The 12,656-nt window shown below is 70.1% G+C and carries 10 protein-coding genes; 4 read left to right on the top strand and 6 right to left on the bottom strand.

Annotated features, from left to right (window positions below):
• The 5 genes from OXN85_07280 to OXN85_07300 all read right to left on the bottom strand — a co-directional run.
• Positions 1-1,934, bottom strand: a 1,934-nt coding sequence (locus tag OXN85_07280; GenBank protein ID MCY3599757.1) for a S9 family peptidase, incomplete at its 3' end; no start/stop codon positions are given.
• A gap of 101 nt (positions 1,935-2,035) precedes the next feature.
• Positions 2,036-3,136: a Tat pathway signal protein gene (locus OXN85_07285; GenBank protein MCY3599758.1), complete on the bottom strand. Its 1,101-nt coding sequence runs from the start codon at positions 3,134-3,136 to the stop codon at positions 2,036-2,038.
• Positions 3,133-3,975 (bottom strand): carbohydrate-binding family 9-like protein, encoded by an 843-nt coding sequence (locus OXN85_07290; protein ID MCY3599759.1) that lies wholly within the window; start codon positions 3,973-3,975, stop codon positions 3,133-3,135. Before OXN85_07290 ends, OXN85_07285 begins: the two co-directional genes overlap by 4 nt.
• Before the next feature lie 5 nt (positions 3,976-3,980).
• On the bottom strand, positions 3,981-4,466 hold the full coding sequence (locus tag OXN85_07295; GenBank protein ID MCY3599760.1) for a hypothetical protein: 486 nt from the start codon (positions 4,464-4,466) through the stop codon (positions 3,981-3,983).
• Positions 4,467-4,498: 32 nt separating this feature from the next.
• On the bottom strand, positions 4,499-4,969 hold the full coding sequence (locus OXN85_07300) for a hypothetical protein (GenBank protein MCY3599761.1): 471 nt from the start codon (positions 4,967-4,969) through the stop codon (positions 4,499-4,501).
• 201 nt (positions 4,970-5,170) lie between these two features.
• Between OXN85_07300 and OXN85_07305 the strand changes: the two genes are divergently transcribed.
• The 4 genes from OXN85_07305 to OXN85_07320 are packed head-to-tail and all read left to right on the top strand — an operon-like array spanning position 5,171 to position 11,627.
• Entirely contained in the window at positions 5,171-7,150 is a 1,980-nt protein-coding gene (locus OXN85_07305) for a PQQ-binding-like beta-propeller repeat protein (GenBank protein ID MCY3599762.1), read from the top strand.
• Between the two features lie 39 nt (positions 7,151-7,189).
• Positions 7,190-8,398: an aminomethyltransferase family protein gene (locus OXN85_07310; protein ID MCY3599763.1), complete on the top strand. Its 1,209-nt coding sequence runs from the start codon at positions 7,190-7,192 to the stop codon at positions 8,396-8,398.
• On the top strand, positions 8,395-10,023 hold the full coding sequence (locus OXN85_07315; protein ID MCY3599764.1) for an NAD(P)/FAD-dependent oxidoreductase: 1,629 nt from the start codon (positions 8,395-8,397) through the stop codon (positions 10,021-10,023). The genes OXN85_07310 and OXN85_07315 overlap by 4 nt, the downstream gene beginning before the upstream one ends.
• Positions 10,020-11,627 (top strand): NAD(P)/FAD-dependent oxidoreductase, encoded by a 1,608-nt coding sequence (locus OXN85_07320; GenBank protein MCY3599765.1) that lies wholly within the window; start codon positions 10,020-10,022, stop codon positions 11,625-11,627. The genes OXN85_07315 and OXN85_07320 overlap by 4 nt, the downstream gene beginning before the upstream one ends.
• 9 nt (positions 11,628-11,636) lie before the next feature.
• On the opposite strand, the gene OXN85_07325 is transcribed toward OXN85_07320, so the two are convergent.
• Positions 11,637-12,617 (bottom strand): malate dehydrogenase, encoded by a 981-nt coding sequence (locus tag OXN85_07325; protein ID MCY3599766.1) that lies wholly within the window; start codon positions 12,615-12,617, stop codon positions 11,637-11,639.
• Positions 12,618-12,656: the final 39 nt, after the last annotated feature.

Genomic DNA, 12,656 nt, shown 5'->3' on the forward strand with positions numbered 1-12,656 from the left:
AGGCGCTGCTGCAGCTCGACCCAGCCGTGCCCCTGCTCGGGCGCCACATAGAGGTGCGTCGGCACGCCGTTGTGCCTCAGCCCCTGGTACAGTTCGACGGACTGCGGCATCGGCACGCGCTCGTCGTTCTCCCCGACGAGCACGAGGGTCGGGGTCACGACCTTGTGGAGGTCGAAGAGCGGCGAGTCGGCCATGTACTGCTCGATCGGAGCGTCCTCGGACCACGGCGTGCCCCCGAACCACGGCGTGCGGTAGATGCGGACGTCGGATTGCGCGTACATCGACATCCAGTTCACGGCCCCCGCGCCCGAGGACGCGGCTTTGAAGCGGTCCGTGTACGTGATGATCTTGTTCGTCATGTGGCCGCCGGCGCTCCAGCCCATCTTCGCCATGCGGTCGCCGTCCACGAGTCCGCGCTCGACGAGATAGTCCACTCCGGCCATCACGTCCTTGTGGGCCTGGTCGAAGTAGTTGCCGATCATGTTGCGCAGGAAGTCGTCGCCGTACCCGGTGGACCCGCGATAGTTGGGCTTGAAGACGAACCAGCCGCGGGCGGCGAGCACGGTCTCGTAGTTGCTGGAGCGCGCGAAGCGGAACTTGTCGGAGGACGGCGGACCTCCGTGCGTCTGCACGACGAGCGGATAGCGCTCGCCCTCCTGGTAGTCGATGGGATAGAAGATGAGACCCTCCACCTCGACGCCGTCGTCGCCCGCGTATTGCACGGCCTCCATGCGCGGAAGAAAGAACTCTTCGGCCAGGTAGTCGAAGAGGTGCGTGACCTGCCGGGGCTGCCCGGATCCGGCCATCGCCCACAGGTCTCCCGCGTTGGTCGAACTGCTTACGGAATAGAGGTGCGTTCCGGACGACGGGTGGTAGTCCCAGGCGCCGACCGAGTGGTCTCCCTCGGTGACCGCGTCGGCCCGCCCGGCATCCGAGGCATCGGCGGGCACCGAGTAGATCTGCTGGCGAACGCCGGTGTTGGCGCGGAAGTAGATCGAGCGGCCGTCCCGCGACCACACCGCGGCGTTCACGTCGAAGCTTCCGCCGGGCACCACCGAGACGGGGTCGCCGCCATCGGTCGGGACGACGAACAGGCGCTGGTTGAAGTAGAAGTCGCTCAGTTCGTCGTTGGTGTTCGCGACGAAGAGCGCGTGGCCGTTATCCGGTGAAAGGGCTGCGCCGACTTCGCCCACGTGATTGTCGGTGATCCGGCGGGCGCCCGTCCCGTCCGGGCCCATCACCCACAGTTCGGAGTTGAGCAGGTCGTCGTAGAGGGCGGTGGGTGCCAACTGCACGAGGAGGAGCGTGCCGTCGCGCGAGACCGAATACCCCCGGACCATCAGGCCGGCCTCCGTCACGCGTTCCGCCGCCCCGCCCTCGCTCGAAACCCGCCACAGTCCGGTCGGGAGCTTGTCCTCTTCATAGCGAAACACGTTGTCGTTGACCGCTTCACGCGCCTGCTCGGCCTCGGACTTCTCGTCGACCGCCATGAAGTAGATCCAGGCGCCGTCGCCGGACCACGAAATCGAACCCACGGGCGTCGGGTGTTCGCTCACGGCGCCAGCCTCGCCGCCGCGCGTCGGCATCACGAACACCTGGCTGTGCTCCGTATCGTGCCGGTTCGCGACGAAGGCGATGCGCGAGCCGTCGGGCGACCAGCGCGGGCTCGATTCACCGCCCTCGCCGTTCGTCATGCGCGTCGTGCCGGAGCCGTCCATGGCAACGCGCCAGATGTGGGACAGCGTGCCGTTGGCTTCCCAGTCGGTGTCCGTTCTCACGTACAGCACCTCCGACCCGTCGGGCGATATCCGGGGATCGGCGAGACCGGGGATGTCGATGAGATCCACGATCGTCATCGCGCGGCGCTGGCCGGAGGCGGGGGCGGCGGAAACGAGAACGGCGAGGATTCCGAGTCCGAGGATGCGGCGAGACATGGCAGACTCCTGCGGTTGGCGGTAGCCCGTCGCGGTCCATCGATGTTGGTGGGCTCGTCCCCGGGGGACAAGAGCCCGACGCGGGGCTCCTGCACGGACCGCTAGGTCGTGGCGTCGCGGAGGGCGGCGAGGTGTTCGTCCGTGAGGCCGTCCATCTCGAACATCGATACGCCGGCCGCGCCCGCCTCGCGCGCGGTCGCGACAGCCTCCGCCAGCGCGCCGGGATCGAGCGCGGGCAGGTAGAGTCCGGCATTCAGCGGCGGGGCGTCGCGCGCGCCCGCCGTTGAGGCCGCCGCCTCGAGGGCCGCGATGCCCTCGCGCACGCCCTCGCCGATCCAGGGGATGTCCTCGAGGTAGAAGCTCTGGTAGAGCATCGGGAAGAAGCGGTCGAGGGGCCACCGGTCCCAGTCCTGGCGGACGAGCGTGCGGGCGATGGAAGGGGTCGGGAAGACGGCGGCGGTGATGGGCTTCCCGTGCTCGCGAGCGGCCTCGGCGAGTTGGCGCACGGCGCCCGTCACGGAGTCCCACCGGAAGCGGCGCCAGGCCTCGTCGGCGGGCGGGTCGGAGATCTCCAGCGGATCCCGCCCGTCCAGGGCGCGAAACTGTTCGCGGCAGACGTCGCAGTAGCAGAAGTCGAACTCCGGGTGCTCGACGTCCTGTACGAGGTCATAGGTCTCCCAGAGGGCGCGCGGCAGGATGACGTCGCAGTGGCGCACGTAGTCGAGGTGGACGCCGTCCACGGCCGGGTGGGCGGCGAGGTCCGCGATGCGGCCGCGCAGGTATTCGCGCACGGGGCCGCGCGAGGGGCAGACCCACTTGTAGTAGCCGACGTAGGGAGGGTGATCGAGCGAACTCTCCAGGTTGCGGCTCACGGTGAACCACTCCGGGCGGTTCTCCTGCACCCAGGCGTCGCCGTTGCGATTCATCGTCCAGAACCAGCGGTGATACTCGAGTCCCTCGGCGTGGGCCGCTCCGGAAACCAGGTCGATATCGCCGCCACCCACGAGGACCGCGTGGAAGCCGGCCTCGCGCAGCCGGGCGAACCGTTCGCGCCAGGCGGCGGCGTCGCGGTCGCGATCTCCGTGCACCCACGTCCACAGGGTGAACGACGCTTCCGGATCTGGCGGGAACGCGCAGGCAGGAAGGGCCGCCCCCAGCGCCGCCGCGCCGCCGGCGGCCCAAACGAACTCCCGGCGCCTCACGGGGACCGGTCCCGGTCGGCGACGAAGCGCACGACGCCCCACTTCTCGGGTATGTGCATGTCGATCTCCCCCTGGGGCGACCACACCCAGTTGTCTTCGGGATGGTCGCTCCAGTCCACGGGTTCGCGCCGCTTCCGGTACTGTCCGTCCACGACCACGAGCGGCCACTGTACGCGGGAGAAGTTCACCCGCCACGCGTCGCCGGGCCGGGGGGCCGCGACCGCGGCGTCGGCGGCTGCGCCGGGGGGGCGGAGCGCCGACCAGGGAATCGCGATCTCGAGCGACCAGCCGGTGTCTTCGTCGGAGGGGTCGTTCAGCGTGCCCTCCAGATGCACCGCCGTGAGCAGGCCCTCGATGTCCCAGGTGATGTCCGCGCTTCCCTGTCGGCGGTACGGCCTGTCGAGGAAGAGGTCGAACTCGGTCCCGAGGGCGTTGATCTCGAGTTCGTAGTAGGCGAGACCGTCGCCGTCCGGGTCGAGGAAGACCTCGAAGTCGTGTTCCCGGTAGAGGATGGCGTCGCGGTCGGCCAGCGTCGCCCAGAGGTGCGGCTCTTCGAGTTCGGCGCCCACGTAGAGAAAGCGTTCATCCCACGCGATTTTGGCGCGCGTCGCGAGGTGAGGCTCGCGCCAGCCCTGGCCGCGAATGTCGACGAAGGGCTCCGTCCACGGCGCGACGCGCCAGACCGCGTCGTCCAGCGATCCGTCGACCGCGGGCGGGGAGACGGCCCGCGGCGCATGGTATTCACGCACCGCGGCCGGCGCCTGGCCCGCCGACGGCGCCGGAGTCCCCGACGCAGCGAGCGCGGTCAGGAAAACGAGCCACGAGTCGGGGCGAAGCATGCCGGCTATCCTCGCACGGACGGGTAGACGAGGAAGATCCCGCTGGTCGCCGGAGTCTCCACCGCGAGGTTCCCTTCCGCATCCAGAAGCCACACGTTCACGCGGTACCACCCCTGGAACGAGAAGAACGGAAGCGTCAAGGTTTCCCGCGTCGAGTCTCCGGGTTCGAGTTCGACCATGTGTTGGACGATGTCGGCGCGCGTGGCTCCGCGGCCGCAGTGCAGCGTGGGGTTGTACGACTCCTCGAATTCCACTTCGAGGTTTGTCACGCCCACGGGTTTGATCGCGCAGGAGTCCTTGAAGATTCGAGCGCCGGATACGTTCCGCGAGGTGACCGTGATCGACTGCGTGGGTTCGTATTCGGGGCGGTCCACGCAGACCTCGAGGCCGTGCTGCGTCGCACAGAGCGAGGTGGACGGTCCGGTCGCGTCCTCTGCGCAGGAAAGCGCGAGCGCGGCGGCGAACATGGACGCGGCAAGCCTGCGTGACACCCTCGATCTCCGGAGGTCCAGGGGTTGGTGGTTCAGTTGTCGGCTCCCGGGAAAATGACGAAGACGCCGCTCGTGGCCGGGGTGTCGAAAGCCAACGCCCCGTCCGGCGTCAGAAGCCATACGGTCACGTGAAAGAAGCCCTGCGGAGAGTAACCCAACCGCAGGGTCTCCCGGGTCGACGCTCCGGGCTCGAGCCTCACCATGCGCTCGATGACCACGGTTCGTGTGACCGCCGGGCCGCAGTGACGCCTCGCATTGTAGTGCGGCTTGAAGTCCTCCTCGGAATCAGGCACGGGAAGCACGGTCGTACCGCACGCATCCTTGAAGATGGGACGGTCGGACACATTTCGCGTGGTGACGAGGATGGCGCCGTTGGACCGGTACTCGGGCCGGTCCACGCACACCTCGACCCCGTGCCGCGTATCGCAGAGACTGCCCCGAGGCCCGGTCGCCTCCCCGCTGCAAGACAGGGTCGGCGCGATCACCGCTGTCAGTATCACCAAGCCACGAAGTCTCATGGATCTCCCGCGCTTCCGACGACGCAAAATCTAGTGTCGCGTGCCGGAAATTCGCGAGCTTTCGGCCGAGGCTTCGAGAAAGGCGAAGTGTTGCCCGCCGGAGCGTCGCATCGGACTGTAGGGCGTTGCCGGGGAAAGCCCCGGGGGTCGCTTGGAGCTTCGCACAAGTCACGCGGAGTGGAACGTATGAACGGAAGCCACAGGTGTTCCAACTGGCTGGGCAGCCTGATCATGCTCGGCGCGGCACTCGGCGCGGCACTCGGCGCTGGACTCGGTGCCGCACCGTCCGCGCTGGTCGCGCAGACCGGTACGATGGGCGGAGAATGGCGCTACTGGGCCGGAGACGCCGGGTCCACGCGCTACGCGCCGCTCGACCAGATCGACGCCTCGAACGTCGGTGACCTCGATATCGCGTGGCGCTGGCAGGCGCGCAACTTCGGCCCGACCCCCGAGGGCTACTACCGCGTGACCCCGCTGTACGCGAACGGGGTCCTCTATGCCACCGCGGGATTCCGGCGGGCGGCGGTGGCCATCGACCCGGAGACGGGCGAGACGCTTTGGATGTATCGGCTCGACGAGGGCGAACGCGGCCGGCACGCGCCGCGCGGCAACTCCGGGCGCGGCGTCGGTTACTGGACGGATGGCGCCGAGGAAAGGGTGCTTCTCATCACCCCCGCCTACCACATGGTCTCGCTGGACGCGAAATCCGGCCTCCCCGACCCGGCCTTCGGCGAGGACGGGATCGTGGACCTCAAGCTCGGACTCGGGCGGGAACTGGACCTGGTGAACGACCGCATCGGCTCGAGTTCTCCCCCGGTCGTCGTCGGAGACGTGATCGTTGTCGGGGCCGCGCTCCCGCAGGGGGGACGTCCGCCGACCAAGGAGATGCCGCCGGGTCACGTGCGAGGGTTCGACGCGCGGACGGGCGAGCAACTGTGGACCTTCCACACCATCCCCCAGCCGGGCGATCCCGGCCACGAGACGTGGGAAGACGGATCCTGGGACTACACCGGGAACGCCGCGGTGTGGACGCCGTTCACGGCGGACCTCGACCTGGGCTACGTCTATCTGCCGGTGGAGGCGGGGACGGGCGACTACTACGGAGGCCATCGCCCCGGCGACAACCTCTACTCGCAGAGCCTCGTGTGCGTGGACGCGAGCACGGGCGAAGTCGTGTGGTATTTCCAGACCGTGCACCACGGAATCTGGGACTTCGATCCGCCGGCGGCGCCGGTTCTGATGGACATCACGGTGGATGGGCGGGAGATCCCGGCCGTCGCGCAGGTGACGAAGCAGGCCTTCACGTACGTCTTCGACCGGGTGACGGGCGAGCCCGTGTGGCCGATCGAGGAACGGCCGGTGCCCGCCGGCGACGTGCCGGGGGAATGGTACGCACCCACGCAGCCCTTCCCGGCGCTCCCCGTGCCGTTCGACATGCAGGGCGCGACCGAGGAGGATCTGATCGACCTCACGCCGGAACTGAAGGCGGAGGCGCTCGAGATCGCGAAGAACCTCACGCTCGGCGAGTTGTTCACGCCGCCGACCGTGATCGTCGAGGGGGGCAACCAGGGAACCCTCATCACCCCCGGCAGCCTCGGCGGGGCGAACTGGCCGGGCGCGGCGTACGACCCGGAGACCCAGCGGCTCTTCGTGGGGTCCGCGACGCGCGGCAGCGTGATCGGCCTCGTGAACGATCCCGAATCGTCGAACATGCGCTACATCGCCGGACGTCCCCGGGGCGTCGGCGGCCCCCAGGGCCTGCCGATCCTGAAGCCGCCGTGGGGACGGATCTCGGCGCTCGACATGAATACGGGACAAATGGTGTGGCAGGTCGCGAACGACCACACGCCGTCGTTCGTGGAGGAACACCCGGCGCTGGAAGGCGTCGACGTCCCGCGCACGGGGCGGCCCAGCCGGGCGGGACTCCTCGCCACGCGCACGCTGCTCTTCGCGGGAACGGGCGGGGGGACGATGTCGGCGGACCTCACCGGCCTCCTGCGCGCGCACGACAAGGAGACGGGCGAGATCCTGGCCGAGATCGAACTGCCGTCGCACCAGACCGGCGTTCCGATGACGTACATGCACGACGGGCGTCAGTACATCGTCGCCGCCGTGGCGGGACGCGGCGTGCCCGCGGAACTCGTCGCCCTGCGGTTGCCGGGCTAGCGCGCGGATCCGGCAGCCGGCCACCCGCGGAACACCACCGTGCCAGCGCCTTCCGTCGTCCGGGGAACGCCCTTTCACGAGCGAACCGGCCCGCTCTGCCAGGCCGGCAACTGGCGGCGCTGGGCCGGGCATCTCTCGGCGAGTTCGTACGAGCCGACGCACGAGCACGAGTACCAGGCCATCCGCTCGGCGTGCGCGCTCATCGACGTCTCGCCGCTCTACAAGTACCGGCTCTCGGGCCCGGGCGCGGCGGCGCTCGCGAACCGGGTCGTCACGCGGGATGTGGACCGGCAGGACGTGGGACAGGTGTACTACACGCCGTGGTGCGACGCGGCGGGGAAGGTGCGGGACGACGGCACGCTGCACCGGCTCGGCGGGTCCGATTTCCGCCTCACCTCCGCCGAACCGACGCTGAAGTGGCTGCACGAGAACGGCCGCGGCCTCGACGTGACCATCGCGGAGGAGACGGAGCGGGTGGCGGCGCTCGCCCTCCAGGGGCCCCGTTCGCGCGATCTGCTCCAGCGGATCACCGACGGCGATGTGGCGGGACTCCGCTATTTCCGCGTGATGTCGGCGCGGATCGCCGGGATCGCCGCGGAAATCTCGCGCACGGGCTACACCGGCGACCTGGGCTACGAGATCTGGGTCGGCGCCGCGGACGCGATACCGCTGTGGGACGCGCTCGCGGCGGCGGGTGAGCCGTTCGGCCTCGCCCCGGCGGGCATGCTCGCCCTGGACATGGCGCGCCTGGAGGCCGGCCTGCTCCTCGTCGACGTCGACTTCATCCCGGCCCACCGTGCGATCATCGAGGACCAGAAGTCGTCTCCGTACGAACTCGGCCTCGGCTGGACCGTGTCGCTCGACGCGTCGAACTTCGTGGGCCGGGCGGCCCTCCGCGCCGAACGGACTCGCCCGCTCGCCTGGCGCTTCCGGGGGATCGTCCTCGACTGGGAGTCGCTCGAGGCGGCGTACGCGACCATCGGCCTCCCGCCGCAACTGCCGGGCACGACCCTGCGCGACAGCGTGCCGCTGTACGCGGGTGGACGGCAGGTGGGATACGCCACGAGCCGGGGCTGGTCGCCGACCCTCAAGACCTACCTGGGACTGGCGCACCTCGAAGCGGAGTCCGCCGCCGTCGGCACCGAACTTGAGATCGAGGTGACGGTCGAGCACCGGCGGCGCCGGGCCCGGGCCACGGTGGCGAAGACGCCGTTCTTCGACCCCGACAGGAAGCGGGCCACGCCGTGAGCGCCACGAACGCGTACGACGCGATCATCGTCGGGGGCGGCCACAACGGCCTCATCAACGCCGCCTACCTCGCGCGGGCGGGCCTTCGCGTGGTCGTGCTCGAACGCCGGCACCTGGTGGGCGGAGCCGCGGTCACGGAGGAGATCTTCCCCGGCTTCAAGTACTCCGTCGCCTCCTACGTCGTGAGCCTGCTGAGGCCCGAGATCATCCGCGACCTGCGACTCGCGCGGCACGGGCTGGAGATCCTCCCCCTCGAGAGCACGGTCACGCCGCTCCCGAACGGCGACTATCTCGGGCGCTGGGCGGACCACGACCAGACGCGACGCGACCTCTACCGCCATTCTCCGAAGGACGCCGAGGCGTACGACGATTTCGCGACGCTCATGTACCGGCTCGCGTGGGCCGTGAAACCTCTCCTCGGCGTCGTGCCGCCCGACCCGCTCTCTCCCGGGCTGCGCGATCTGAAGACGCTGCTCATGCTGGGACGGCACGCGCGCGGCCTCGACGAGCAGCAGTTCCACGCGCTCTTCAAGCTGGGAACCATGAGCGCGGCGGACTATCTCGACGAGTGGTTCGAGTCGGATGTACTGAAGGCGACGATGTCCGCGAGCGGAATCATCGGAACATTCCTCGGACCTCGATCTCCGGGGACGGCGTACGTCCTGCTCCATCACTACATGGGCGAGATCGACGGGGTGTTCCGGGCGTGGGGATTCGCGCGGGGCGGGAACGGGATGGTCAGCGAGTCCATCGCCTCCTCGGCGAGGTCCCACGGGGCCGAGATCCGGACGGGGGCCTCGGTGGAGCGGGTGCTCACGGCGAACGGACGGGCGACAGGCGTCGTCCTGGAGGATGGCGAGGAACTCACGGCGAAGACGGTCGTGTCGGGGGTCGATCCGAAGCGCACCTTCCTCGGCCTGCTCGACCCGGAAGAGCTGCCGGACGATCTCGTGGAGGCGATCCGGCGCTTCCGAATCCGCGGCTCCTCCGGCAAGGTCAACCTGTCGCTCTCGGAGGCGCCGGAGTTCTCCTGCCTGCCGGGCGGGGGGCCGCACCTGCGCGGCGCCTTCTCCATCAGTCCGAGCATGGATTACCTAGAGCGCGCCTACGACGACGCGAAGTACGGCGGATTCTCGCGGCAGCCGTACATGGACATCGTGATTCCGTCGATGATCGACCCCGGGATGGCACCGCCGGGACGGCACGTGATGTCGATCTTCGTCCAGTATGCCGCCTTCGACATCGAGGGCGGCTGGGACGGCGCGAAGCGGGAGGCGTTCGGCGACGCAGTCGTCGATACGCTCTCGGAGTACATCCCGAACCTCAAGGGCTCCATCCTCCACCGGCAGGTGCTCACGCCGCTGGACATGCAGGAGCAACTGGGGCTCACCGAGGGCAACATCTTCCACGGCGAGCTGACGCCGCAGCAGCTCTTCTTCTTCCGTCCGTCGCCCGCGTGGGCCGACTACCGGACGCCCGTGCGCGGGTTCTACCAGTGCGGCTCGGGGACGCATCCGGGGGGCGGCGTGTGCGGGGCCTCGGGGCGGCTCGCCGCGCTCGAGATCCTCCGGGACCTGCGTCGGCGCCCGCGGGGCGGGTCGGCAGATCGAGGGAGTCGAGCGTGAGCTCTCGGGCGTACGACGCCGTCGTCATCGGGGCCGGACACAACGGTCTCGTCGCGGCGGCCTACCTGGCGCGGGCCGGGCTCCGCGTGGTCGTCGTCGAACGGGGCGAGGCCGCGGGCGGGTGCGCCGCCACGGAGGAGTTGTGGCCCGGATATCGCGTGGACACCGGCGCGCACAGCCTGACGGGGATCGATCCGCGTGTCATGGCGGACCTCGGCCTGGAGGCGCCGGGACCGACGGGCGCCGGGCTGGACCTCATGTCTCCCACGGCCTGCGTCGTGTCGCCGCAGCCGGACGGGGGAGCGCTCATCCTGGAGAGCGATCCGGCCCGGACGGCGGATCGGATTCGGCCCTTCTCCGCACGGGACGCCGCCCGCTGGCCGGAGTTCGTGCGCGCGATGTCGCGGGCGAGCCGAGCCCTCGCCGTGCTGTACGGCGCGCTGCCGCCGCGGATCGCGGGCGCGGACCGCGGCGACCTGTGGGAACTCCTCCGCCTCGGCGCGAAGCTGAACCGCCTCGGACGGCGGGACGCCCTCGAGCTGATGCGGCTCCTCCCGATGACGGTGGAGGAACTGCTCTACGAGTGGTTCGAGAGCGAGGCGCTCAAGGGTGCGCTCGCGGCGGACGGCGTGCGGGGGATCTGCCAGGGGCCGCTGGCCTCGGGCACCGGCTACATGTTCCTCCACCACATGGTGGGTGCGGGCGGGGTCGTGCGGCGAAGACGGCAGGTGCGCGGCGGGATGGGCGCGCTCGGCGCCGCTCTTGAGCGCGTCGCCGTCGCGGCGGGCGCGGAGATTCGCCTCGGCCGCGAGGCGGCCGCGATCCGCGTCGAAGACGGGCGCGCGACGGGCATCACCCTCGCCGGGGGCGGCGAGATCGCGGCATCCCGCGTCGTCTCGTCCGCGGATCCCGGCCGCACGCTGCTCGGCCTCGTCGACCCCGGCGAACTGGCCCCCGAGTTCGCCCGCGCGCTGGACCACATCAAGTACCGGGGCGTCGTCGCGAAGGTGCACCTCGCGCTGGGCGAGCCCCCGCGCCTGCGCTCCGGCGGTGACGCGGCCCGGTCCGCCATGCTTGCCGGCGCCGCCATCACGGTGGCACCGAGCATCCACTACATCGAGCGCGCGTACGACGACGCGAAGTACGGCCGTCCGTCCGCACGTTCGGTCCTCGACGCTGTCCTCACGACCGCGCTCGATCCGTCGCTCGCGCCGGAAGGGCGTCACCTCCTGTCCGTAGCGGCCCAGTACGCACCCTTCCGACTGGCCGACGGATCATGGAATGACGAGCGCCGCGAGGCGCTGGGGGACGCGGTGATCGCGACGCTGGCGGAACACATCCCCAACCTCGAGAGGGCGATCCTGCACCGGCACGTGCTGACGCCAGCCGACCTCGCCGACCGGTTCGCGCTGCCCGAAGGGAACATCCACCACGGCGAGATGACGCTCGACCAGGTCTTCTTCGGGCGCCCCGTCGCGGGCTGGGCCCGATACCGGACCCCGATCGACGGACTCTACCTGTGCGGGGCCGGCACCCACCCGGGCGGCAGTCTCAACGGCCGCCCCGGCGCCGCTGCCGCCGCCCGCATCCTCCGCGACGGCTAGCCAGGGCTGCTAGCCGAGGAGGTCGGCGACGGCGTCGCGTTCGGAGCGCAACTCCGCGTCGGTGATCTCCATGCGCTCGCGGCTGAAGTCGCCCGGGTCGAGGCCGTCGACGACGGAGTAGTCGCCGTTCGCGCACGTCACGGGGTGCGAGTAGACGACGCCTTCGGCCACGCCGTAGCGCCCGTCCGCGTGCACGGCCATGCTCGTCCAGTCACCCTCCGGCGTCCCGTGCACCCACGTCCGCACGTGGTCGATGGCGGCGGAGGCCGCGGACGCCGCCGAGGAGGCGCCGCGCGCCTGGATGATCTCCGCTCCCCGCTTCTGGACCTTCGGGATGAAGGTGTCCCGGTACCACGCTTCGTCAACGAGGTCGGCGGCCGGGGCGCCCGCCACCGTGCATTGGCTGATGTCCGGGTACTGCGTGGCCGAGTGGTTGCCCCAGATGGTCATGCGCCGGATTTCCGTCGCGTGCGTGCCCGTCTTCTCGGCGAGCTGGCTGATCGCGCGGTTGTGGTCGAGGCGGGTCATGGCCGCGAACTGCCGGCGGTCGAGCTTCGGGGCGTTCGCCGCGGCGATGAGGCAGTTCGTGTTGGCCGGGTTTCCGACCACGAGGACGCGCACGTCGGGCGACGCGCGGTCGCTCAGCGCGCGACCCTGCGGGCCGAAGATCCTCCCGTTGTCGGCCAGCAGGTCGCCCCGCTCCATCCCCGGCCCCCGCGGCTTGGCGCCCACGAGCAGCGCGTAGTCGACCCCGTCAAATCCCTCGTTCACATCCGCGGTCCCGACCACCCCGTGCAGGAGCGGGAAGGCACAGTCGTTGAGTTCCATCTCGACGCCGCGCAGCGCGTCGAGCGCGGGCGGAATCTCCAGCAGTTGAAGCGTGACGGGCCGGTCCGGCCCGAGCATGTCCCCTGCCGCAATCCTGAAGGCAAGGGCGTATCCGATATTTCCTGCGGCCCCGGTGATGGCGACCCGCGCCGGTGCAGTCATGTCGTCTCCGCGCTTTGTGTCTGAACGTCCTGTCTGAAC

This window comes from Candidatus Palauibacter australiensis, from assembly GCA_026705295.1.
GTDB classification, from domain to species: domain Bacteria; phylum Gemmatimonadota; class Gemmatimonadetes; order Palauibacterales; family Palauibacteraceae; genus Palauibacter; species Palauibacter australiensis.

Coding starts and splice junctions, on each gene's coding strand:
- OXN85_07290 (MCY3599759.1), bottom strand. CDS start 3,975: ATGCTTCGCCCCGACTCGTGGCTCGTTTTCCTGACCGCGCTCGCTGCG.
- OXN85_07305 (MCY3599762.1), top strand. CDS start 5,171: ATGAACGGAAGCCACAGGTGTTCCAACTGGCTGGGCAGCCTGATCATG.
- OXN85_07325 (MCY3599766.1), bottom strand. CDS start 12,617: ATGACTGCACCGGCGCGGGTCGCCATCACCGGGGCCGCAGGAAATATC.